21 protein-coding genes and 1 tRNA gene are annotated in these 22364 nt (G+C 70.7%); 17 read left to right on the forward strand and 5 right to left on the reverse strand.

Translation table 11 applies throughout. From position 1 onward, the window contains the following. The first annotated feature begins 247 nt into the window (after positions 1–247). The 4 genes from DVK44_RS07750 to DVK44_RS07765 all read left to right on the forward strand — a co-directional run bounded on the left by DVK44_RS07750 (position 248) and on the right by DVK44_RS07765 (position 4699). A complete protein-coding gene (locus tag DVK44_RS07750) occupies positions 248–901 on the forward strand; it encodes an HNH endonuclease family protein (protein WP_114658977.1) in 654 nt (217 codons plus the stop codon). A gap of 268 nt (positions 902–1169) precedes the next feature. Beyond that, positions 1170–3278 carry an FAD/NAD(P)-binding protein gene (locus tag DVK44_RS07755; RefSeq protein WP_114664978.1) on the forward strand — a complete coding sequence of 703 codons (2109 nt, stop codon included), beginning with the start codon at positions 1170–1172 and terminating at the stop codon, positions 3276–3278. A gap of 82 nt (positions 3279–3360) precedes the next feature. Further along, positions 3361–3858: a DoxX family protein gene (locus DVK44_RS07760; protein WP_114658978.1), complete on the forward strand. Its 498-nt coding sequence runs from the start codon at positions 3361–3363 to the stop codon at positions 3856–3858. Positions 3859–4048: 190 nt separating this feature from the next. Further along, positions 4049–4699 carry a DedA family protein gene (locus DVK44_RS07765; RefSeq protein ID WP_114658979.1) on the forward strand — a complete coding sequence of 217 codons (651 nt, stop codon included), beginning with the start codon at positions 4049–4051 and terminating at the stop codon, positions 4697–4699. Here the strand turns inward: DVK44_RS07765 and DVK44_RS07770 are convergent. The 3 genes from DVK44_RS07770 to DVK44_RS07780 are packed head-to-tail and all read right to left on the reverse strand — an operon-like array spanning position 4659 to position 6228. Next, a complete protein-coding gene (locus DVK44_RS07770) occupies positions 4659–4934 on the reverse strand; it encodes a DUF2277 domain-containing protein (RefSeq protein ID WP_114658980.1) in 276 nt (91 codons plus the stop codon). The two genes, DVK44_RS07765 and DVK44_RS07770, sit on opposite strands and share 41 nt — an antisense overlap. A 32-nt stretch (positions 4935–4966) precedes the next feature. Next, on the reverse strand, positions 4967–5584 hold the full coding sequence (locus tag DVK44_RS07775; RefSeq protein WP_228447033.1) for a GntR family transcriptional regulator: 618 nt from the start codon (positions 5582–5584) through the stop codon (positions 4967–4969). After that, positions 5491–6228 (reverse strand): GntR family transcriptional regulator, encoded by a 738-nt coding sequence (locus DVK44_RS07780; protein ID WP_114658982.1) that lies wholly within the window; start codon positions 6226–6228, stop codon positions 5491–5493. Before DVK44_RS07780 ends, DVK44_RS07775 begins: the two co-directional genes overlap by 94 nt. A 126-nt stretch (positions 6229–6354) precedes the next feature. Here DVK44_RS07780 and DVK44_RS07785 point away from each other — a divergent pair, with 126 nt between their 5' ends. Next, positions 6355–6957, forward strand: a complete 603-nt coding sequence (locus DVK44_RS07785; protein WP_114658983.1) for a hypothetical protein — start codon at positions 6355–6357, stop codon at positions 6955–6957. Between the two features lie 18 nt (positions 6958–6975). Here the strand turns inward: DVK44_RS07785 and DVK44_RS07790 are convergent, their stop codons facing one another. Continuing rightward, positions 6976–8046, reverse strand: coding sequence for a LacI family DNA-binding transcriptional regulator (locus DVK44_RS07790; RefSeq protein WP_114658984.1), 1071 nt, complete (start codon positions 8044–8046; stop codon positions 6976–6978). Positions 8047–8167: 121 nt separating this feature from the next. Here DVK44_RS07790 and DVK44_RS07795 point away from each other — a divergent pair, with 121 nt between their 5' ends. The 11 genes from DVK44_RS07795 to DVK44_RS07845 all read left to right on the forward strand — a co-directional run bounded on the left by DVK44_RS07795 (position 8168) and on the right by DVK44_RS07845 (position 21178). Beyond that, the gene (locus DVK44_RS07795; protein ID WP_114658985.1) at positions 8168–9478 is read left to right on the forward strand and encodes an extracellular solute-binding protein; all 1311 of its coding nucleotides are present in this window, start codon (positions 8168–8170) and stop codon (positions 9476–9478) included. A gap of 37 nt (positions 9479–9515) precedes the next feature. Continuing rightward, complete coding sequence (locus tag DVK44_RS07800; RefSeq protein WP_114658986.1) at positions 9516–10505, forward strand: carbohydrate ABC transporter permease; 990 nt, start codon at positions 9516–9518, stop codon at positions 10503–10505. Beyond that, positions 10502–11374: a carbohydrate ABC transporter permease gene (locus DVK44_RS07805; protein WP_114658987.1), complete on the forward strand. Its 873-nt coding sequence runs from the start codon at positions 10502–10504 to the stop codon at positions 11372–11374. Before DVK44_RS07800 ends, DVK44_RS07805 begins: the two co-directional genes overlap by 4 nt. An 8-nt stretch (positions 11375–11382) precedes the next feature. After that, on the forward strand, positions 11383–13923 hold the full coding sequence (locus tag DVK44_RS07810) for a beta-xylosidase/alpha-l-arabinosidase (RefSeq protein ID WP_456243354.1): 2541 nt from the start codon (positions 11383–11385) through the stop codon (positions 13921–13923). Between the two features lie 136 nt (positions 13924–14059). Continuing rightward, complete coding sequence (locus tag DVK44_RS07815; protein WP_114658988.1) at positions 14060–15901, forward strand: hypothetical protein; 1842 nt, start codon at positions 14060–14062, stop codon at positions 15899–15901. Positions 15902–15942: 41 nt separating this feature from the next. Beyond that, a complete protein-coding gene (locus DVK44_RS07820) occupies positions 15943–16329 on the forward strand; it encodes a hypothetical protein (protein ID WP_114658989.1) in 387 nt (128 codons plus the stop codon). A gap of 163 nt (positions 16330–16492) precedes the next feature. After that, on the forward strand, positions 16493–17128 hold the full coding sequence (locus DVK44_RS07825) for an HAD family acid phosphatase (RefSeq protein WP_114658990.1): 636 nt from the start codon (positions 16493–16495) through the stop codon (positions 17126–17128). Positions 17129–17451: 323 nt separating this feature from the next. After that, positions 17452–18087 (forward strand): HAD family hydrolase, encoded by a 636-nt coding sequence (locus DVK44_RS07830; RefSeq protein ID WP_114658991.1) that lies wholly within the window; start codon positions 17452–17454, stop codon positions 18085–18087. Between the two features lie 248 nt (positions 18088–18335). After that, complete coding sequence (locus tag DVK44_RS07835) at positions 18336–19544, forward strand: helix-turn-helix domain-containing protein (RefSeq protein WP_114658992.1); 1209 nt, start codon at positions 18336–18338, stop codon at positions 19542–19544. Positions 19545–19650: 106 nt separating this feature from the next. Beyond that, complete coding sequence (locus DVK44_RS07840; protein ID WP_114658993.1) at positions 19651–20073, forward strand: recombinase family protein; 423 nt, start codon at positions 19651–19653, stop codon at positions 20071–20073. Between the two features lie 400 nt (positions 20074–20473). Beyond that, complete coding sequence (locus DVK44_RS07845) at positions 20474–21178, forward strand: phosphotransferase (protein WP_331461584.1); 705 nt, start codon at positions 20474–20476, stop codon at positions 21176–21178. A gap of 79 nt (positions 21179–21257) precedes the next feature. Here the strand turns inward: DVK44_RS07845 and DVK44_RS07850 are convergent. Then, positions 21258–21332 (reverse strand) — tRNA-Val (locus DVK44_RS07850). 251 nt (positions 21333–21583) lie between these two features. Between DVK44_RS07850 and DVK44_RS07855 the strand changes: the two genes are divergently transcribed. Next, positions 21584–22318: a DUF4097 family beta strand repeat-containing protein gene (locus DVK44_RS07855; RefSeq protein WP_114658995.1), complete on the forward strand. Its 735-nt coding sequence runs from the start codon at positions 21584–21586 to the stop codon at positions 22316–22318. Positions 22319–22364: the final 46 nt, after the last annotated feature.

Consider the following 22364-nt stretch of genomic DNA (forward strand, 5'->3'; position numbering starts at 1 on the left):
GACCCCTTGATGTGACGTGAACATGTCGCCACGCTGTTACCTGGCGCCCACCCCCCGGAAACCCACCGCCCCCACGATGGCGGCCGGGCCACGGCACCGCGCGGCCCGCACGGCCGCGAGCAACGCACCACCGAATCCCCGCACATCGCACCGCCGCATATCCCCGCACACCGCAGCACACCGCACCGCCGCAGAATCCCCGCACCACACCGCCATGTCAGGTTCCCCCCACTTCACGGGAGTTCGCATGTCACGTGTCTACGCGCGTCAAATGCCGCGCTTCGTCATCCTCCTGCTCACGGCGGCCCTCGCGCTCGTCGCCACCCTGGTCACCGCGCCCGCCGCCGTGGCGGCCATGCCGACCCCGGTGTCCGCCGCCACCGCCCGTACCTACCTCGGCACGCTCACCGTGGCGGCGGAAGGTTCCACCAGCGGTTACAGCCGCGACCTGTTCCCGCACTGGATCACCCAGTCGGGCACCTGCAACACCCGTGAGGTCGTGCTCAAGCGCGACGGCACGAACGTCGTCCAGGACGCCGCCTGCGCCGCCGTCAGCGGCAACTGGTACTCCGAGTACGACGGCGCCACCACGACCACCTCGTCCAGCTTCGACATCGACCACATGGTGCCGCTCGCCGAGGCATGGCGCTCCGGCGCCAGCAGCTGGACCACCGCCCAGCGCCAGGCGTTCGCCAACGACCTGACCCGCCCCCAGCTCATCGCCGTGTCGGCCAGCTCCAACCGGTCCAAGGGCGACAGCGACCCGGCCAAGTGGCTGCCGACGCGTACCGCCTACCAGTGCACATACGTCCGCGCCTGGGTGCAGGTGAAGTACTACTACAACCTCACCGTCGACTCGGCCGAGAAGACCAAGCTCACCAGCGTCCTCAGCGGCTGCTGACCCGCCGCTGACCCGCCACTGACCAGCCGCTGACAGACCGTTCCCCGGGTCCCCCACCCCGCGTACACAGCCCTCCGGGAGTTGTCCCGCCCCGTGCACGTACGGTGCGGAACACCCCCGGAGGGCACCGAGCGTACCGAGCGCGACGAAACCGGGCACCGTACAGCAGAGCGCCCCGGTGCCCGGGCCACTCCCTCCCCGGGTGATCATTCCCACACCACGTGATCCTTCCCCCAAGGGTTCGAACTCCTGGTGCACCAACGGCATGATGAGCGGACCATCCGCATCCCGTCACGCCCATGCCCCGGGAGTCACCGCTTTGTCCGACGTACGGCAGCCTCCGTCCCATTCGATCGCCGTCGTCGGCGCCGGTCCCCGCGGCACCTCGGTCCTGGAGAGACTCTGCGCTTCCGTCCCCGAGCTGGCGCCCGACATACCCCTGACGGTGCATCTGATAGATCCGGCACCCCCGGGGGCGGGCCGCGTCTGGCGCACGGACCAGTCCGCCGAGCTGCTGATGAACACGGTCGCCTCGCAGGTCACCGTCTTCACCGACGAGAGCGTCACCTGCGAGGGGCCGATACGGCCGGGGCCGAGCCTGTACGAGTGGGCGCGGACCCGCCCGGGGGAGCGGCTGGGCCCCGACGACTATCCGAACCGGGCCGCGTACGGCCGTTACTTGCAGTGGGCCTTCGACCGGACGGTGGCGGAGGCCCCGGAGAACGTGACGGTCGTGGTGCACCGGGCGCTGGCGGTACGCCTGGACGACGAGGCGGACACGAGCGCGAAGAATCCGGCCGAGGACCGCAACCTCTCTCCCGCCGACACCCCTTCCTCCCACACTCCCGCCGAACCCCCTCCCCCCGCCCCCACCCAGACCCTGACCCTCGACAACGGCACGACCCTCTCCGGTCTCCGTGCCGTCGTTCTCGCCCAGGGCCATCTCCCGGTGGTGTCCGGCCAGACCGAGGCGGCCCTCGCCGAGTACGCGACGCGCCACCGGCTGCGCTATCTGCCGCCGGCCAACCCCGCCGATGTCGATCTCTCCGGGGTCGCCGCGGGGGAACCGGTGCTGCTGCGCGGGCTCGGGCTGAACTTCTTCGACCACATGGCGCTCCTGACGGCGGGCCGCGGCGGTCTGTTCACCCGGGACGCCGAAGGGGTGCTCGTCTACCACCCGTCGGGCCGCGAGCCGCAGCTGTACGCGGGGTCCCGGCGCGGGGTGCCGTACCAGGCGCGGGGCGACAACGAGAAGGGGCCGTCGGGGCGGCACGAACCGCTCGTACTGACGCCGGAGGTGATCGCGGCGTTCCGTGAGCGCGCGGACGGCGGCGATCCGCCGGACTTCCTGCGCGAGATCTGGCCGCTGGTCGCGAAGGAGGTGGAGGCGGTCTACTACGGCGCGACGCTGCGCGCGCGGAAGTCCACCCCCGACACCCGGCCCCCGGAGCGCTATCTCGCCGATTTCCTCGCCGGTTACCTCGCGACGCCCCACGGCGGCGCCGCCGAGTCGGACCTCCTCGACGGCGCGGGCTTCGGCCCGGCCGACCGCTGGTCGTGGGAGCTGGTCTCCCGGCCGTACGGTACGGAGACCTTCCGCGACCCGGCCGACCATCGCGCCTGGCTGCTGGACCATCTGCGGGCGGACGCGGCCGAGGCCGTGCTGGGCAATGTGGCGGGCCCGGTCAAGGCGGCGCTCGACGTCCTGCGGGACCTCCGTAACGAACTGCGGCAGATCGTGGACCACTCCGGGATCTCCGGTGTCTCCCGGCGCGACCATCTGGACCGCTGGTACACGCCGTTGAACGCCTTTCTGTCGATCGGGCCGCCGCGCCGCCGGGTCGAGGAGATGGCGGCGCTGGTCGAGGCCGGGGTGCTGGACGTCATCGGCCCGCGGACGGCCGTACGCGCGCAGGACGGCGCGTTCGCCGCCGAGTCGCCCGACGTACCGGGGTCGCTGGTGCTGGCGACGACGCTGGTGGAGGCGCGGCTGCCGGAACCGGACCTTCGGCGCAACTGCGATCCGTTGCTGTCGCGACTGCTGAAGACGGGTCAGTGCCGGCCGCACACGGTGGGCGGTTACGAGACCGGCGGGCTGGATGTCACCCAGCGCCCGTACCTCCTGATTGACCGTCAGGGACGGCCACACCCAAGGCGATTCGCCATCGGCGTGCCCACGGAGGGGGTGCACTGGGTGACGGCGGCGGGCGCCCGGCCGGGGGTCGACTCGGTGATGCTGTCGGACACGGACGCGGTGGCGCGTGCCGGTTTGCGAACGCGGGCGGGGGACAATCCGGAACGTACGGCCCGAAACAGCCCCCCACCCGGCCCCGAACGTGACAGCCAACACAAAGTTGAACTTGCAAGCATTGATTAGCACTGCCTAACGTGGGGGGCGGAGCTTCTTGTCGGTCCGCCCTTTGATCGAACGGAGTACGACCCCCCACATGAGCACCCCCATGAACTCCTCCCCCACGCCCTCCTCCGCTTCCGGTGCCGCTTCCGGCGCCACCCTCAACGCGCGTCTCCAGCAGGCGCAGCCGTACGCGCTCGGGCTGTTCCGTATCGTCACCGGCCTCCTCTTCACCTGCCACGGCGCCGGTTCGCTCTTCGGCGCCTTCGGCAGGGAGACGGCCGCCGCCGGGAGCTGGCCGGGCTGGTACGCGGCGGTCATCGAACTGGTCGGCGGCGCGCTGGTGCTGCTCGGGCTCGGCACCCGGGTGGCCGCGCTGATCGCCTCCGGGGCCATGGCGTACGCCTACTTCAGCGTGCACCAGGAAGGCGGCCTCTTCCCCATCCAGAACGGCGGCGAGCTGTCGGCCATGTTCAGCTGGGCGTTCCTGCTGCTCGTCTTCACCGGCCCGGGCGCGTTCGCGCTTGACCACCTGTTCGGTTCGCGTGGACCGGGCCAGTCGGTACGGGACGACGGGAACGACCGCACGTCGGTCTCCGCGTAACCTCCTGACCTGCCCGTACGCTCTCCCGGCCCGCCTCCGTGGCGGGCCGGGATCAGCCATGTCCGGCCACGCTTGGCCCCGCCCGAAAGTCTGGTACCGCACACGCGTACGCTGTATGGTTGCAGCCGCCGCTGCCGCTCCCTGTGATGCCGAGGCGCTGCAAACGGGCGACGGGCGGGGAGTGTTGAAGGTGTTGGAGAGTCTGGGCATGCTGACCGGCAGCCCATGGATCTACGCCGTCGTCGCTCTCTCCGTGCTCCTCGACGTCTTTCTCCCCCTGCTGCCCAGCGGCGTTCTGGTGATCACCGCGGCCACGGCCGCGGCGGCCGGTTCAACAACGGTCGTGGGCGCGGCCGGGAAGGTCGCCGTCGCGCAGGCGCAGGAGGTGCCGTCGCTGCTGCTGCTGATGCTGTGCGCGTTCACGGCGTCCGTGCTCGGCGATCTGGTCGCCTTCCGGCTGGCGCGCCGCCGCGACGGCCGGGTCGCGCGTACGATCGCCCGCTCCCGCCGGCTGACGACCGCTCAGGAACGCCTGGGCGGCGCGCTCAGCGCGGGCGGCGGCGCCCTGGTCGTGGTCGCCCGCTTCGCCCCGGCGGGCCGCTCGGTGGTCTCCCTGAGCGCGGGCGTGGCACACCGCCGCCTCAAGGAGTTCCTGCCCTGGTCGGTACTGGCGGCCGTGGCCTGGACGGGGTACAGCGCGGGCCTCGGCTACCTCGGCGGCCAGTGGCTCGGCGCGAGCTGGTTCGGCGCGGCGATCTCGGTGCTGGCGCTCTTCGCGGCGGGTTCTCTGGCGGCGTACTTCATCCGCAGGCCGGGCCCGGGGACGGCATCGCCGGCGTAGGAGGGCGTACGCCCCGATCCGCCCCCCGCCCCCGCACCTCGATCCCGTCGAGGAGCCGGGCGGTGGCGGCCGTGATCTCCTCGACGGCCCGCTCGAACACCTCCTGATTGTGCGCGGCGGGCGCCCGGAAGCCGGACACCTTGCGTACGTACTGAAGCGCGGCGGCCCGCATGTCGTCCTCGGTGGCCTCACCGGGGAGCACGGGTGGACGGAGGGTCTTGATACTGCGGCACATACGTCCAGTGTCGCGCTCCGCACCACCACGGGCTACGCGTCGAAGCCGTACTCCAGCACATAGGCGGCGGAGTCGAGGACCATCTCATTGACCTCGACGGCCCGGCCCCCGTCGGCGAACGCGGTCCGGCAGACCAGCACGACGGGCGTCCCGCCCGGAAGCCCCAGCTCCCGGGCCTCCTCCGGCAACGGCATCCGCGACCGTACCTCCTCCCGGAAGCGCACGGGCGCGCACCCGATCTCCGCCAGCCGCGCGTAGATCCCACCGGCCCCGGTATCGATCTCGGCCACCGCCGTCTCGGCGACGAGCGCGGCCGGCAGATAGCTGGCGGCCAGCATCACGGGCTTCCCCTCCAGCACATACCTCCGCCGCCGCACGCACACGGCGTCACCACCGGCCACATCAAGCACCCGCGCGACCCGCTCCGGCGCGGGCTCCTCCCCCACCCGCACCCGATCCACGACCGGCGCCCGCCCCGGATCATCCACCTCCCACACGGACCGACCGTCCGCCCACCCGCCTTGGGCCAGCCGCTCCACCGCGCGCCGCCGCCGCATCAGGACACGTCGTATTCGGCCGAGAGGTGGCGGCCGGGGCCGAGCAGGTCGATGGCGTACTCCGTCACCGAACCGTCCTGGTCCCAGTAGCAATTGGCCATCATCAGAACGGCGACTCCCGGCTCGACCCCCAACAGGGCGGCGTCCTCGCGCCCGACCGGCTCCAGCGACACGACATCCCGCCGCCGGACCGTACGCCGCCCGGTGCGCTCCTCCACCAGGCCGAACGTCATCCTCGGCAGCGGCTCCGCCGCGATCAGCTCGGGCGCGTCGCCCGCCAGCTCCCCCGGCAGCCAGGAGGTGGACAGCGCCACCACGCCGCCCTCGTCCTCGTACCGCCGCCGACGCCGCACCACCGGAGCACCCTCCGCCAGCCCCAGCACCCCTGCCACATCGGACGGCGCAGGAACCACCTCCGCGCCGATGATCTCCACCCGCTCCCCGGCCCGCAGCCCGCTTCCCCCGACCCGCAACATCCGCACCCGGTCCGCCCCGGTCGTCTGCCGCGCCCCCAGGTCCACGAAGGTCCCCTGAGTCGACGACCGTACGTATCCCTCGGCCTGAAGCTGCTTGATCCCCTTGGCCGCCGTGGCCGTGGCCACGCCCCACTCCTCGGAAATCGCGGCGATGGACGGCAGCTTCGCGTCCGGCGCGAGTTCCCCGTCAACGATCCGCTGTCGAAAGTGATCCGCGATCTGAACGAACGGCGGCGGCTCGCGCCGCACTCGTGGCGCCATGTCCCCTCCCGGCATCGTTGGCTAGCTCACAGAAACACTACTCCCGCATGGACTTGGCGAGCGCGTACTAGCACACGTATATTCATCGCAAGCTAGCATGCACTCTTCGGGAGAGTAGGTCGCCACATGCCGGACCATCCAGTGCCTTACATCACCCAGTGGAGCGCGGAACAGGCCCCCCACCTGCGCGTTGTCGCGAAGGGACGGGGCATCGGCTACGCGGACGAGCGGCCCTACGACCGGGACAGCGGCGGCGTGCTGTGGACCCGGGTCCCCTCACTCCCCGGCAAGGGCCGGCCCGAGTTCGGCCGGGTCCATGCGCTGCGGCAGCAGCGGGCCATGCGGGAGCTGCTCTGTCAGGTCTGCGGCTGTCCCGCCGACCGCGACAGCGACGGCGTGCTCTGGCTGATGGGCGAGGACCCCCGCGATCCCGGCTTCTGGGCCACCGATCTCAGCACGACGCACCCGCCGCTGTGCATGCCATGCGCCGCGACGTCCGTCCGCACCTGTCCGCACCTGCGTGAGCGCTACGTACCCCTTCGGGCCCGCGCCTTCGAACTGGCCGGAGTCCGGGGCGCGTTCTACCGACCGGGATATCCGCAGCCCGTTGCCACCGAGGTGACCGAAGTCGCTTTCGGCGACCCCCGGATCCACTGGCTCCGGGCCGGACAACTGATCATGCGGCTGAGCGAGTTCACGGTCACCAGCCTGGAGTCCCGCGCCGCGTAAGCGACCGGCCCCCGGTCGCTACGCGCCCGGCGGTGGGGCCGTGCTGTCGCGTACGACCAGGCGGGTGCCGAATTCGATGCGGGTGTCGGCCTGGTCGGCGCCTGAGGGCTGGGGCGGGGATCCCGGGCGGTCCGTGCGGTCGGAGCGGCGGAGGCGGAGGAGCATGCGGGCGGCTTCCTCGGCCATTTCGACCAGGGGCTGGTGGACCGTGGTGAGGGCGGGGCTGGACCACTGGGCCGGGGGAATGTCGTCGTAGCCGACGACCGAGAGGTCCTCCGGGATGCGCAGGCCCAGCACGCGGGCCGCCTCCAGGACGCCCAGGGCCTGGAGGTCGCTGCCCGCGAAGATCGCGGTGGGGCGGGTGCCGGCCGGGGCGCCGAGGAGGTCCAGCGCGTGGGCGTGGCCCGACCGTACGTGGAAGTCGCCGAAGCGCGTCAGCGCCGGGTCCGGGGTCAGGCCGGCCATGCCCATCGCCGAGCGGAAGCCGTCCAGCCGGGCCAGCGAGCAGAGCATGTCCTCGGGCCCGGTGATGACGGCGATCCGGCGGTGGCCGAGTTCGATGAGATGGCGGGTCGCGGCCAGGCCGCCCGCCCAGTTCGCCGAGCCCACGGACGGTACGTCGGGTTCCGGATCGCCCGCCGGGTCGATGATCACGAACGGGATGGCCCGGGACCAGAGCTTCTTCTTGAGGTCGTCGGGGAGCGTGGAGAAGACGAGGACCACCCCCAGCGGACGGCGGCGCAGCACGCCCTCGACCCAGTCCGCGCCCGGCGAGTGGCGGGTGCCGGTCTCGGTGAGGACGACGCTCACCCCCGTCTCCTTCGCGACGTTCTGGACGCCCCTGATCAGCGCCATCGACCAGGTGCTGTCCAGCTCGTGGAAGACGACCTCGATGAGCGGCGCCTCGGGCGCGGTGGGGGTGGAGCGCCGGTAGCCGTGGTTGTCGAGCAGCTCCTCGACCTTGACCCGGGTGGGTGCGGAGACATCGGGGCGCCCGTTGAGGACTTTCGAAACTGTCGAAAGAGATACCCCGGCTTGCGAAGCCACCTGAGCCAGGGTGACCCGGCCTGCACTCGTCTCATCACGCATGGACTGAAGGATAACGGTTTGGCTGCGCGACGACCGCACTGTTGACCGCCCCGGAGGAGAGTCCTACGGTCACTCGCCAGATACTTTCGGCAATGCAGCCGATACTTTCGAGGGGTGGACGATGGCAACGCTGACACATCGCGCACGGTTTTCTCGAACCACGACGGCAACGCTGGTGCTCGCGCTCGGGCTGGGCCTCGCCGCCTGCGGTGGCGGCAGCGGATCGTCCGGCGGCGCCAAGGAGTTCCACGTACTCGTCTACGGCGACGCCGCCAACAAGGTCGAGAAGCGGATCGTCGCGACGTTCAACAAGACCTCCGACGTCAAGGCCGTCCTGGACACCGTCCCCGGCGCCGACTACCAGCAGAAGCTCCAGACCGTCATCAACACCCCCCAGGCCCCCGACGTCTTCTTCAACTGGGGCGGCGGCTCCATCCAGCCCTTCGTCAAGGCCGATCTGCTGCTGCCGCTCGACGGCATGGTCGCCGAGGAACCGAAGCTGGCGTCCAGCTTCCTGCCGTCCGTCTTCGACACCGCCAAGGTCGACGGCAAGGCGTACGGCGTCCCCATGCGCGGGACCCAGCCGGTGCTGCTGTTCAACAACGCCAAGGTACTCGCCGACGCGGGCACGCAGCCGCCCGGCACCTGGGCCGAACTCCTCGACTCCGTAAAGAAGTTGAAGGCCAAGGGCGTCACCCCCATCGCCCTCGGCGGTGGCGACCAGTGGCCCACCCTGATGTGGTTCGAGTATCTGTACGACCGGGTCGCGGGCCCCGAGCTGTTCAAGAAGGCGCTGGCCGGCGACAAGGAGGCATGGGCGAGCGAGGACAGCCGCAAGGCGCTCTCCATGCTGCGCGAGCTGGTCGACGCGGGCGCGTTCGGCACCAACTACGACTCGGTGAAGTTCACCGACGGCGGCTCCCCCGCGCTCCTCGCCACCGGAAAGGCCGGCTTCGAGCTGATGGGCTCCTGGGCGTTCTCGACCCAGCAGGAGACCAGCCCCGAGTTCGCCAAGAACGGCCTCGGCTACACCGCGTTCCCCACCATCGAGGGCGGCAAGGGCGACCCCGCCAACCTCGTCGGCAACACCAACAACTTCTACTCCGTGCTGAAGAAGACCAAGCACGCCGACGCCATCGCCGACTTCCTCAAGCTCATGTACTCCGACGAGTTCGTGAAGGAGCAGCTGGCCATCGGCAATCTGCCCACCACCACGAACACCGCCAAGTTCCTGGACTCGGCCGACAACTCGGCCTATCTCAAGTACCAGTTCGACCTGGTCGACAAGGCGCCCGCCTTCCAGCTGTCGTGGGACCAGGCGTACCTCCAGACGAACGCCACGCCGATGCACCAGGCCATCCAGCAGTTCTTCAACGGCCGGCTCGACGCCGACGGCTTCATCAAGGCCATGCAGGCCCTGAGCACGGAGTGACGGAACGGTGACCTCGGATACGGACACAGACCTGGATATGGGTACGGGTACGGGTACGGGTACGGGGGCAAGCACGGGCGCGCGCGCCTCCCAGGACGCCGGGCGCCGCCCCGCCCGCGCCCGCCGCCGTACCCGCGCCCCCGCCACCCCCAGCAGCACCGTCGCCCGGCCCGGTGTCGGCTGGGCCCTGCCCGCCACCTTGTTCTTCGGCCTCTTCGCCCTCGTCCCGCTCGTGCTCGTCGCCGTCCTGTCCTTCGCCTCCTGGGACGGGCTCGGCGCCCCGCAGTTCGCCGGCACGGACAACTGGGCCAAGCTGCTGGACGACCCGGTGATGATCAGGAGCCTCTGGCTGAGTCTGCTGCTCACCGTGCTCGGCGTGGTCACCCAGACCCCGCTGGCCATCCTGCTCGGCGTCTGGGCCGCCGGGCCGCAGCGCAACCGGGCCGTGCTCTCGGCGGTCTTCTTCGTCCCGCTGCTGCTGTCCGCCACCGCCATCTCCGTACTCTGGCGGGCGCTGCTCGACCCCAACTTCGGGGTGCCCGCGCAGGCGCGCTGGCTCTTCGGGGACGGCAATCTGCTGGGCTCGCGCGACGGCGCCATCGCCGTGCTCGTCCTCGTCGCCGCCTGGCAGTTCACACCGCTGCACGCGCTGATCTACCAGGGTGCGGCCCGCGCCGTCCCGGAGGTCCTCTACCAGGCGGCGTCGATCGACGGCGCCGGGACCGTACGGCAGTTCTTCCACATCACCTTGCCGCAGCTGCGCAACTCCATCATCACGTCCGTGATCCTCATGGTGGTCGGCGGGCTCACCACCTTCGACACCGTGCTGATCCTGACCCAGGGCGGCCCCGGCACCGACACCACCATCACCGCCTTCTACATGTACCAAAAGGCGTTCAAGGGCTTCGAGTTCGGCATCGGCTCGGCCATCGCGCTGCTGCTGGTCGTCGTCGCGACGCTGATCTCGCTGGTCGTCGTACGGATGTCGGGCTACGACCGGATGGCCGGCACGAAGGAGGGGATGTGACGACCAACACCACGCACACGAACCACTCAAAGGGCAGGAACCGCTCCGTCACCCGTGGCCGCCCCAACTACGCCGCCGGATTCGGGGCGTTGCTCTGGCTCTGCGTCGTCGCGCTCCCCCTGTACGTGATGATCGGCGCGACCCTCCAGTCCCGCCCCGACTACACCGCCGGCGGCCCGCTCTCGCTGCCGCGCAATCTCACCCTCTCCAACTACACCCAGGACTTCTCCAGCGGCTTCGGCCGCTACTTCCTCAACACCGTCGTGGTCACCGCGAGCGTCGTCGGGCTCGTGTGTCTGCTCGTGCCGCCGCTGGCCTTCGCCATCGTCCGCAACCGGGGCCTCGCCACCTCCCGGATCTTCCGGATCTTCCTGCTGGGGCTCGCCATCCCCGCGCAGGCGGTGATCGTGCCGATGTTCTACGTGATCAGCAAGGCCGGGCTGTACGACAACCTCATCGGTGTCATCCTGCCCACCGCCGCGTTCTGTCTGCCCGTCTGTGTGCTCATCCTCACCGGCACCATGCGCGACATCACGAGCGACCTGTTCGAGGCCATGGCCATCGACGGCGCGACCACCCGGCGGGTCTTCTTCCAGCTCGTCGTCCCGCTCTCCAAGGGCGGTCTCGCGACCATCGTGGTGTTCTCCGCGCTCCAGGCGTGGAACGGCTTCCTCTTCCCGCTCGTGCTGACCCAGTCCGAGGAGACGAAGGTGCTCACCCTCGGTCTGTACGACTTCCAGACCCAGCACGGGGTGGACATCCCCGGTCTGCTGGCGGCCGTGGTCCTCTCCACACTGCCCGTCCTGTTCGTCTATCTGTTTGCCCGCAGAGCCCTGGTCCAGGGGCTGATGGGCGTCGGAGGAAAGTGACCCACAACGTGAGCGACACACTCAACGGCGGCACACTCAACAGCGACGCACTCGACGCCGACACACTCGACGGCAGTACGGAACGCACCGCCCTCGACGTACGCGCCGACGTACGCGCCGACGCGCGGGCCACCGCCCGGGCCGAGCGCGTCGAGGCCCTCGTCGCCGCCATGACCCTCGACGAGAAACTCGCCCAGCTCTACGGCCTGTGGGCCGGCGCGTCCGCCGACGGCGCCGAAGTCGCCCCGTACCAGCACGACATGGAGACCCCGCCGACGCTGGACGAGCTACTGCCGCACGGGCTGGGGCAGTTGACCCGGCCGTTCGGTACGGTCCCGGTCGATCCGGCGCTGGGCGCGCTCTCCCTGATGCGCACCCAGGAACGTATCGTCGCCGCCGGCCGCTTCGGCATCCCGGCGATGGCGCACGACGAGTGCCTCGCCGGCTTCGCCGCGTGGGGCGCCACCACGTACCCCGTCCCGCTCTCCTGGGGGGCGTCCTTCGATCCCGCGTTGGTACGGGAGATGGCGGGCGCGATCGGCCGCGACATGCGCTCGGTGGGGCTGCACCAGGGGCTGGCCCCGGTGCTCGACGTGGTGCGCGACGCGCGCTGGGGGCGGGTCGAGGAGACCATCGGCGAGGATCCGTACCTGGTCGGGACGGTCGCCACGGCCTACGTACAGGGCCTGGAGTCCGCCGGGATCGTCGCGACGCTCAAGCACTTCGCCGGATACGCGGCCTCGCGCGCCGGGCGCAATCTCGCGCCGGTGAGCATGGGCGCCCGGGAGCTGGCGGATGTGGTGCTGCCACCGTTCGAGATGGCGGTACGGGAGAGCGGCGTACGGTCCGTGATGCACGCGTACAACGACATCGACGGGGTGCCCTGCGCGGCGGACGGCGAGCTGCTGACCGAACTGCTGCGCGGGACCTGGGGGTTCGAGGGTACGGTCGTCGCCGACTACTTCGGCGTCGGCTTCCTCAGAACACTGCACGGGGTGGCGGCCGACTGGGGCGAGGCGGCCACGATGGCGCTCGGCGCGGGGGTCGATGTGGAGCTGCCGACCGTCAAGACCTTCCGCGAACCCCTGCGGGCGGCGATCGCCGCCGGGCGGCTGCCGGAGGAGACGGTCGACCGCGCGCTGCGCCGCGTCCTGACACAGAAGGCGGGGCTGGGCCTGCTGGACCCGGACTGGACGCCACGCCCCACCGCGCTCACGGACCGGGGCCCCGGCACCCACCGTCATCGCGACGATCCGGACACACTGCGCGGCAGTGTCACCCTGGACTCCCCCGCACACCGGGACATCTCCCGCCGGCTCGCGGAACGGTCGGTGATCCTGCTCCGCAATGACGGCACACTGCCGCTGGGCGGCGGCCCGGTGACGATCGCGGTCATCGGCCCGCAGGCGGAGTCACCGACGGCCGTGCTCGGCTGCTACTCGTTCCCGGTCCATGTCGGCTCCCAGCACCCGGACACCCCGGCGGGCATCGAACTTCCCACACTGCGCGAGGCGTTGGCGGCCGAGTTCCCGGGCGCGGAGATCGTCACGGCGCTGGGCACGGACATCTCCGATGACAACGATGCCGCCGGTTCGGGGGGTTCCTCCGGCGCGGACGGGATCGCCGAGGCCGTACGGCTGGCGCGCGGCGCGGATGTCGTCATCGCGGCCCTGGGCGACCGCGCCGGGCTCTTCGGACGCGGTACGAGCGGCGAGGGCTGCGACGCCGAGAGCCTCGAACTGCCCGGACGGCAGCGCCAGTTGCTGGACGCGCTGCTGGACGCCTGCCAGGAGACCGGGACCCCGCTGGTGGTCACCCTGCTGGCCGGCCGGCCGTACGCGCTGGGCCGGGCGGCCACCGGGGCCGCGGCCGTCGTGCAGTCCTTCTTCCCCGGCCAGGAGGGCACACCGGCGCTCGCCGGGGTGCTCAGCGGCCGGATCGAACCGTCGGGCCGGCTCCCGGTGAGTGTGCCGCGGCTGACGGGCGCCCAGCCGTCCACGTATCTGGCCGCGCCGCTGGCCCGGCTCACCGAGGTCTCGAACATCGACCCGACGCCCGACTTCGCCTTCGGCCACGGGCTGTCGTACACCTCCTTCGACTGGTCGGAGCTGACGGTGGAGGCGGCCGGGACCGCCCGTACGGACGGCACGCTGGAGCTGTCCTTCACCGTCCGCAACACGGGCGACCGGGCCGGCACCGAGGTCGTCCAGCTGTATCTGCACGATCCCGTCGCGTCGGTCGTCCAGCCGGTACAGCGGCTGATCGGCTACGCGCGCGTACCGCTGGGGCCGGACGAGCGGGCCCGCGTCGCGGTGCGCGTACCTGCCGACCTCGCCTCGTTCACCGGACGCGACGGGCGCCGGCGCGTCGAACCGGGGGCGCTGGAAATGCGGTTGGCGGCCTCCAGCGCGGATGTACGGCTCACCGCCGCCGTGACGCTGACCGGTCCCGTACGGCAGGTGGACCACACGAGGGAGCTGCACACGGTATTCACCATCACGCACGACACACCGCGCGACGCCACCCCGAAGGTCCGGCGGCGCGACTGACCCCACCGCCGAGTGCGCCCCCCGCACGCCACCAAGTGCCCCCGTGCGCTCCACTGTTGGTCGTTTTCGGACTGTCCGAAAAGTCGTTGTCCCGTCACAGTACGAGGAGGATCCACAGAGAGATCACGGGGACACCATGACCGTACCGTCACAACCGAATCACCCACCCCAGCAACCACACAGACCTCCCGTTCAGCCACCGCTCCAGCGACCGCTTCAGCCGCCGCGTCAGCCACCGGGCGCGGCGGCCGACCGGCAGAACTCCGCCACCCGCTACCTGTGCACCGGCGTACGCCTCTACGAGGACTTCGCCCGCACCGTCGTCGCCGAGACCCGTTTCGAGCGGATCAAGGCCCGCGCCCCCTCGTACGGGGTCGATCTCGACGAGGTCGCCCGGCACGCCGAGGCGGCGCTGCGCGATCTGCGGCTGCGGGACCGGTGGGTGGGCGCGGCGTTCGTGTTCTCTCTGCTCCTCGCGCCCTGGGTGACGATCCTCTACGCCCTGATCTCCGCCCTGCTGGGCTCCGGCACCCGGCGGAGAATCCGCGTACGGAAGGGGGAGTCGGCGGGCGAGTCGGCCGGCCCCGCGCATCTGAGGAAGCCGCAGGGATCCCAGATCGGCGCCATCGCCCGGCCGCTGATCACCCAGGCCCTGGTGCTGCTCGCCGCCTGCTGGTTCGGCCCGCTCTTCCTCTGGTCGCCGCCGGCCTTCGCGACGTACGTAATGACGATGGCGCTGCTGATCGGCTGCCCCTGGTACTTCACCTGGCGCCAGCGCTCGGCCGCGTGGGCCGTCGTACGGCAGGAGCTGCGCCCCGGTCCTCAGGTGCCCGCGCAGGGGGGACCGCCGGCCGCGGCAAGCGACGCGAAGGCCGATGCGACGGGCAACGCGACGACGGGCGACGACTCGACGGGCGACGCGACGACGGGCGACGACGCAAATCTGATCGCCTACAGCGGCTACACGCCGTTCGTGGGAGCGGGGGTGCGCTTCAGCTCCTGGTCGTTCGCGAACCGGCTGGTGCCGGAGGGCTGGAAGCCGGGCACCGGCGAGCGTCCGCCGCCGGTGGCGTTCACCACGTCCGATCTGGTGGACCGGCTCGGCGCCGACCTCGCGGAGCTGTCCGCGCGGACGCCGGGCTCGACGGACGGGATCGTCGGGCTGGAGGTCGGCGAGAAGGTCTTCGTGCACGGCTCCGCGCTGCTCAGCACACCGCTGATCCCCCCTGCCGAGATCTGGCCGGGCGGCGAGTGGGCGGCGCCGGGCCTGAAGCGCCCCACCGACCGGCTGCCGCGGCACCGGATCACGGCGGCGCGCGGGCTGATCGACGGGCCGCTGCGGCACTGCCTGTGCGTGCAGATCCGCAGTTGGGACACCGATCTGGTGCTGACGGTGTTCGTCCAGGTCGCGCTCAACGGGGGCACGCTCTACCTCCAGTCCGACACCCGGGTGCTGGCGCCGGTCAGGGAGGAGTACCGGGTGGCCGACTCGCTCCACGCCACCGAGAGCGCCGAGGAGGGCGCGCGCCGCGCGGCCGAATCCGTGCTGGCGGCGGGCCCGGTGCTGCTCGCCTCCGTACCGAACGTGCTGTCCGAGCTGGGCGCGGCCGGGCGGCTGCGGCGCTGGGAGGAGGAGGAACGCTGGGCCATCGAACGGGACAAGCGGTACGACTTCGGCGCGCATCTCAGCCTCCGCGAGGCGGCGGCGTCACCGAACTACCGCAACTTCTTCCAGTTCGTCGACGCGACGAGAACGGGCAAGCAGGTCGAGTTGCAGGTGCTCGGCTCCGTCCTGAACTTCCTCGCGGAACACGGTCTGGACGTCAGCGACCTGGACGCGCGCAGGACGACGATCCTGAACAACGGCGTGATGATGTACGGCGGTTCCGTGAACGGCAGCATCGCCGCCGGTACGGGCGCGACGGCCACGACGAACGGCCCCGGCGGGGCGGGCCCGGCCCCGAGCGCCGCCAAGTGACGTACAGGCAGCCACACTTCGACGAGCGAGAGGACCCCGCCATGAGCGTGAACGACGGGCCGCAGATGAACGAAGGCATTGTGATCGGTGGAAACGCGCAGGTCAGCGGCGGCTCCATGGCGGCGGGCCGCAACGCGCGGGCGGTCTCGTACCAACTGCCCGGCGGCGCCGCGGACCCCGAGGCGCTGCGTGCCGCGCTGGAGAGCATCGCCGAGCTGAGGCGCGCGCTGGCGGCGGAGACCGCCACCCCTTCGGAAGCCCTGGCGGAGGCCGAGGCGGCCGAAGTTGACCTCGCCGCCACCACGCCGGACCCGGACCGCGTCCTGGGCCGTCTGGAGCGGCTGCGCGCGCTGCTGGGGAGCGGGACGGCGCTGCTGGCGCTGGTGGCGTCGGCGCAGGAGAGCGTACGAGCGATCGTAAGCGGCTGAACACCTGAGCACCCGAGCACCCCGAACTCCCCTTCCCCGCCGTACGGTTCACCCGGGAAGGGGAGTTCGATGTTTGTCCGTCCGGACTCTACCCATCAGTAACCTGTAACTGTCACGATGCGGTCGACCCTTCAGCCCCCGCCCCTCACCCAAGGAGCCCGGCATGGCGGCATTCGGCCGACTCAGCAGCATCGCCACAACAGCGGCGCTCACCGCGGCACTGGCCGCGGGCACCGCCCTCCCCGCCCTGGCAGCGGCGCCCACAGCGACCCCCGCCGCCACCACCGCAGCGGCGGCGGCGGCGAAACCGGACTACGCCACATGGCAGGCCGATATCGCCGTCGTCCTGGACGAGGCCGACGCCTACGTCGCCGCCCGTATCGCCGCCGCACCGGCCGGCGAGAAGCCCGCGATCGTCCTGGACATCGACAACACGTCACTGGAGACCGACTACTCCTCGGCCATCCCGACCCCTGCCATCCGCCGCACCCTCGCCCTGGCCAACTTCGCCCACGCCCGGGGCGTCAAGATCTTCTTCGTCTCGGCCCGCCCCGACCTCATCCAGCCGATCACCGAGTACAACCTGAAGAAGGTCGGCTATCCGGTGGACGGCCTCTACAGCCGCTCGTTCCTCGACCTGTTCACCGAGGTCAGCAAGTTCAAGACGGCCCAGCGGGTGAAGATCGAGAAGAACGGCTACACGATCATCGCCAACATCGGCAACAACACCACAGACCTGACCGGCGGCCACGCCGAACGCACCTTCAAGCTCCCCGACTACGACGGCCAGCTCTCCTGACCCGAGTCGCCACCCCGGGCACTCCGCCGTACGCCTGCCGTCCACCAAAACCGACCTGAACGCCAATTACCTGCGTCCAGACCGCCGAACAGGGCGCCGAGTCCACCGTCCGCATGGCACTCGTCATACCCGACGGCCCCAGCGCCCGCTTTTTCGACGCCGAAGGCCCGCTCCCCTGGTAGAACCCCAAGGAAGCGGGCCCGCAGCGGCCGGGGTGGCCCGTCGGGCACCCCACCATCACACGGTTCCACCCGGTGGTTGGCCGCGAGGGCCGCACTGCCGGAGGGACGCTTCTCCACCTGCCCCGCCCTAGGCTTCCGCCCATGATTCGTACGGTGGTCTTCGATGTCGGCGAGACGCTGGTCCGGGACGACCGGTACTGGGCGTCCTGGGCGGACTGGCTGGGGGCGCCGCGACATACGGTCGCGGCGCTCGTCGGCGCGGTCGTCGCGCAGGGCCACGACAACGGGGACGCGCTGAGGCTGATCCGCCCGGGGATCGACATCGCCGTGGAGTATGCGGCGCGGGAGGCCGCCGGGCGCGGCGAGCAACTGGACGAGGCCGACCTGTATCCGGACGTCCGGCCCGCGCTCGCTGCTCTCCAGGAGCGCGGTGTTCGTGTGGTGATCGCGGGCAATCAGACGGTCAAGGCCGGGCAGCTGCTGCGCGGGCTCGATCTGCCCGCCGATCTCATCGCGACCTCAGGGGAGTGGGGCGTCGCCAAGCCGTCGCGCGAGTTCTTCGATCGCACCTTGGACGCCGCCGACGCGCTGTCGCACGAGACGCTGTACGTGGGCGACCACCCGCAGAACGACATCGCACCGGCGCGGGCAGCGGGACTCCAGACCGCTCATCTGCGCCGTGGCCCTTGGGGATACCTCTGGGCAGACACCCCGGAGGCTGCCGAGGCCGACTGGCGTATCGACGGCCTGCTCCAGCTCCTGGAGATCGTGAGCTGACCCGTCCGGGGACGCGAGTGACGTTCTCGGCACCGGGCGCCGGTCGCGCGGGTACGGTGCGAGCAGCCGTCCCGAGGGCGAACCGGCTCCAGTATGCGCACCTCTGCTCTCCGCCGGGAGGGCAGAGGCGTTCCATCATGTCCGGAGAAATGCGGAACGCCCCGGACCGGGTGACCGGTTGCCGAGGCGCCGCGCCCGGAGCCGACCGGGCGTACCGTTCTGAGTGTCACCGCAGAACGGAGCCAAGTATGCCCGACCTCACTGACATTCACATCGGCGCGCGAGTAGCCTCTCGCCGGAAACTGGCCGGTTACACGCAGCGCCAGCTCGCCGAGCACGCGCATCTCTCCCTCGGCATCATCCGGAAAGTCGAACGCGGCGAACGCCCCCCCACCCCGAGCTTCCTGGCCGGAGCCGCACGAGCCCTCCACGTCACAGTCGAAGACCTCACGGGCCAGCCGTATCGGCTCCACCCCCAGGATGACCGGATCCACGCACCCATCACGGACGTGCGGGCGGCGCTGCGTCACTGGGACCTGCCCGGAGACTGGTTCGAGGCACCCCGCCCGCTGGCGGAGCTGCGCGCGGACGTGCAGACCGCCATGGACCACCGCGTACACGGACGCCTGACCCGGCTCGGAGAAGTACTCCCCGCGCTGATCGAAGAGCTGACGGCATCCGTCCACCTGCGCTCGGGAGCCGACAAGCGGCGGGCGGCGCGGCTGCTCTCCCTGGCCTACGACATGGCGCACACCTTCACCTACCGCCTGGGATACCCCGACCTGAGAGGCCAAGTCGAGGACCGGCTCAGGTGGTCGGCGCAGCTCTCCGGCGACCCGCTGCTCATGGCCTTGGCCGAGTACAAGCGAGCCGAGACGTTCAAGTCCGCTCACGAGTACGGCGCCGGTCTGCGCGTCCTCCGGGCCGCCCGCGAACGGCTGGAGGACGAGACCCCATCGAAGGGATCCGAGTACCTGACCGTCCTGGGCGGGATCCGGCTGCGTGAGATCACCCTCGCGTCCCGGGACCGCGACTCAGACGCGACGGCCCACCACATGGATGCGGCCCGGCAGGTACTCGACCGGATGCCGGCGCGTGCCGACCGGCGCCAGCACAGCATGGTCTTCGGTGCGGGCAACTTGGCCATTCACGAGATCCAAGCGCGGCTGGAACTGCGGCAGGTGTCGGAGGCAGACAAGGTCATCGAGGCCACCAGCCTTCCGGGCTCGGTCCCGCCCACCCGGGTGAGCGCCTTCCACATCAACGTGGCCCGGGTGCATGTCGAGGCGGATCGGCGCGAGCAGGCGCTGCTGCATCTCCAGAAGGCTCGTCGGGCGGCGCCCCAGATCACGCGGTACAAGCCGATGGCGCGAGACGCCGCGCTGCTGCTGACGATGAAGTACCGGCGGACCACGGAGGAACTACGGTCACTGAGCAGCTGGTTCGGGCTGGAGTAGTCAAGGCGACGGCACTCGCTGGGGTACCCCAATCCGGGGTACTTCGGCACTTGCCTCATCGGCAGGATGTGACGAGCACCTGACTCGACGTCACATAGAGCCGACCATGTCCGACACCACAGCCGAGCCGCCGCCGCTCGTCTTCCTCTACGACCGTCACCCCGGCCTGCGCGCCCGCGCCATCCTCAATCTCAGGCTGGACGGCTGCCAGAACTGGGCCGCGGCCCGGCACTGGGAGATCGCCGGCCGATGGGTCGACCTCGGCGACGACGCGCTCACCGACCACCGGCGGCCCGGCTTCGACGAGCTGGTGACCTTCATGGCGGAGATCCCGGGCGACCGCACGAAGATCTGCCTGGTACACCACTGGGAGCGCCTCACCCGCCACGGCGACCGCGCCGACTACCAGCGCAGGGTGCGCGAGGCCGGCGGGTACATCGCGACCACCGCGGCCACCCCGCCGGCCGCGCCGTGCCTGGGCGCGGCCCTGTCCCGGGGCGAGTCCTGCCCGTGCGGGTGCACGCCGTGAACATCCGCCTCGCCGCCGCGCGGGCCGCCGAGCCACCCTGGGGAACTGCTTCCGCTGCCGTGCCCACACACCCCACACACCCCACCGCCCCCGCTCCGTCCGGAGCGGCAGCCGAAGAGCACCAGTGAAGGGACACGCCATGTGGCACACACTGAGCGAATGCGACCACGACTGGACCGAGTGGAGCGGCAAGCAGCGCTGCCGTAAGTGCGGCACGACGCAGAACTGACCGGCAAAACGGAGGGGCGCCGGACACCGGCGCCCCTCCCTCATTCGAAAGGATCGCATGATCAACCGCGTGCAATGGGCCGAGCTTCCCCCGGACTTCCGCGCCTGCGTAGAGGCGCGGACAGGGGCCGTGCTCTCGTCACAGACCGTTCCACAAGGTCTGAGCTGCACCGTGGCCCTGACACTGAACACGGTCCAGGACGGGCTCCTCTTCCTCAAGGGCGTCCGCGACAGCGACACGGACGGGACCGCCGCTCTCCGCTGGGAGCGGCTCGTCAGCCCGGCCGTGGCGGGAATCGCGCCGGAGATCCGCCACGCGTTCCACGCATACGGCTGGTCCTGTCTGGCATTCACGCATGTAGAGGGCCGGAATGCCGACCTCGGCCCGGGGTCCGCCGACCTCGCCGCAGTGGCGGAAGCCCTTGAACGCATGGGTGAGTTGGCGCCGCCCGACATCCAGCCCCCGCCCCTTACGAACCGGCTGGCCGGTTACCTGAGTCCGGGGGAAGCTGACGCGCTGGCCGGTGAGCACCTCCTGCACACCGACACGAACCCCCACAACATCATGATCGACAGCAGGGGTTGCGCTCATGTCGTCGACTGGGCCATGTCCGCCGTTGGCCCGGCCTGGGTGGATCCGGCATACACAGCCGTCCGCCTCATGGAGTACGGACAGCCTCCGGCCGCCGCGCTGTCGTGGCTGAACAGATTCGCCAGCTGGCGGCACGCAGACCCGAAGGCCGTCGAAGCTCTCGTATCCGCCACCTGCCGAAAGTGGACGGACAAGGTCGGCGAAAGAGGGAGCCTCGCCAGCAACGCCCGGTTCCGCCACCTGGCCACGCATCACGACCGTAGCCGCAACGTATCGCCAACGTAGGCATGGGGCGCGAAACAGGAGAAGGCCCGGACCGGAAGCGTCTCCGGCCTGGGCCTTCTCGTGCTACGTGCCTGTTCCATGGTGGGCGCGGACGGTTTCGAACCGCCGACATCTGCTTTGTAAGAGCAGCGCTCTACCCCTGAGCTACGCACCCGTGGATGAGGCAACAGCGTACATGGCGGAGGCGGGCCCGCCGTAATCCGCGTTCGGGCGGGGCGCAGGGCGCGAGAGCGCGGGCGTGCGGGGGATAGCCCTACCTCGGGACGGTGGGCGGCCGGATCGGCGGGTGGTGTGTTCGTCCGTACGGTGGGAGACCTGCGGCCGAGGGGTTCGGCCGGGCACCGCAGACACACACCGGGGGAATCCATCGTGGTCGGAAGCCGTCACCGTACGCGTACGACGCTCATGGCGGCCGGCGGGGCGCTGGTCGCCGCGCTGGTCGTGAGCGGGTGCGGGAGCGATCCCTCCGGGGCGCCGGAGGAGAAGAAGTCGTTCGCGTTCGAGGGGAAGACGCTGACCATCGACGCCGAGAACGCCGAGATCGATCTCGTGCCCGCCGATGTGACCTCGGTCGACGTGACCCGCCAGGTCGACGGCTGGGTGCTGCTCGGCAGCGGGCCCAAGGGCGTCTGGAAGATGGACGGGGCCACGCTCACGCTCAAGGTGAAGTGCTCCGGCCTCAGCAGCGACTGCTCCTCCCGGAACGAGGTGAAGGTGCCGCGCGGTGTCGCCGTGACGCTGACGGGCGACAACGGCAAGGTGACGGCGACCGGATTCACCACCGCGCTCAAGCTGGCCTCTGACAACGGCTCGATCACCGTCGCCGACTCCAGCGGACCGCTCGACCTCAAGAGCGACAACGGCAGCGTCACCGCGCGGAACGTCTCCTCGCGCACCGTGACCGTCAGGTCCGACAACGGCGCGATCCGGCTCGGATTCAGCGAAGTACCCGACCACGTGGACACCCTCAGTGACAACGGCCGGACCGAGATCGTCGTGCCGCCGGGCGGCTCGTACGCGGTGACGACGTCCTCGGACAACGGCCGGGTCGAGGTGGACGTGGAAAGGGACGCGAACAGTCCGCATGTGGTGAAGGCCCGCAGCGACAACGGGAAGATCACGGTGCGAAGCGCGAACTGACCGGCCCGTGTGTTCGTTCATACCTGGTGGGAGAATGAACCAGGCC

The sequence above is a fragment of the Streptomyces paludis genome, from assembly GCF_003344965.1.
In the GTDB taxonomy this organism is placed as follows: Bacteria; Actinomycetota; Actinomycetes; order Streptomycetales; family Streptomycetaceae; genus Streptomyces; species Streptomyces paludis.

Excerpts from the sequence above, each read along its gene's own strand:
- DVK44_RS07750 (WP_114658977.1), top strand. The coding sequence starts at position 248 with ATGTCACGTGTCTACGCGCGTCAAATGCCGCGCTTCGTCATCCTCCTG.
- DVK44_RS07755 (WP_114664978.1), top strand. The coding sequence starts at position 1,170 with ATGAGCGGACCATCCGCATCCCGTCACGCCCATGCCCCGGGAGTCACC.
- DVK44_RS07760 (WP_114658978.1), top strand. The coding sequence starts at position 3,361 with ATGAACTCCTCCCCCACGCCCTCCTCCGCTTCCGGTGCCGCTTCCGGC.
- DVK44_RS07770 (WP_114658980.1), bottom strand. The coding sequence starts at position 4,934 with ATGTGCCGCAGTATCAAGACCCTCCGTCCACCCGTGCTCCCCGGTGAG.
- DVK44_RS07780 (WP_114658982.1), bottom strand. The coding sequence starts at position 6,228 with ATGGCGCCACGAGTGCGGCGCGAGCCGCCGCCGTTCGTTCAGATCGCG.
- DVK44_RS07785 (WP_114658983.1), top strand. The coding sequence starts at position 6,355 with ATGCCGGACCATCCAGTGCCTTACATCACCCAGTGGAGCGCGGAACAG.
- DVK44_RS07790 (WP_114658984.1), bottom strand. The coding sequence starts at position 8,046 with ATGCGTGATGAGACGAGTGCAGGCCGGGTCACCCTGGCTCAGGTGGCT.
- DVK44_RS07795 (WP_114658985.1), top strand. The coding sequence starts at position 8,168 with ATGGCAACGCTGACACATCGCGCACGGTTTTCTCGAACCACGACGGCA.
- DVK44_RS07800 (WP_114658986.1), top strand. The coding sequence starts at position 9,516 with ATGGGTACGGGTACGGGTACGGGTACGGGGGCAAGCACGGGCGCGCGC.
- DVK44_RS07815 (WP_114658988.1), top strand. The coding sequence starts at position 14,060 with ATGACCGTACCGTCACAACCGAATCACCCACCCCAGCAACCACACAGA.
- DVK44_RS07820 (WP_114658989.1), top strand. The coding sequence starts at position 15,943 with ATGAGCGTGAACGACGGGCCGCAGATGAACGAAGGCATTGTGATCGGT.
- DVK44_RS07825 (WP_114658990.1), top strand. The coding sequence starts at position 16,493 with ATGGCGGCATTCGGCCGACTCAGCAGCATCGCCACAACAGCGGCGCTC.
- DVK44_RS07830 (WP_114658991.1), top strand. The coding sequence starts at position 17,452 with ATGATTCGTACGGTGGTCTTCGATGTCGGCGAGACGCTGGTCCGGGAC.
- DVK44_RS07835 (WP_114658992.1), top strand. The coding sequence starts at position 18,336 with ATGCCCGACCTCACTGACATTCACATCGGCGCGCGAGTAGCCTCTCGC.
- DVK44_RS07840 (WP_114658993.1), top strand. The coding sequence starts at position 19,651 with ATGTCCGACACCACAGCCGAGCCGCCGCCGCTCGTCTTCCTCTACGAC.
- DVK44_RS07855 (WP_114658995.1), top strand. The coding sequence starts at position 21,584 with ATGGCGGCCGGCGGGGCGCTGGTCGCCGCGCTGGTCGTGAGCGGGTGC.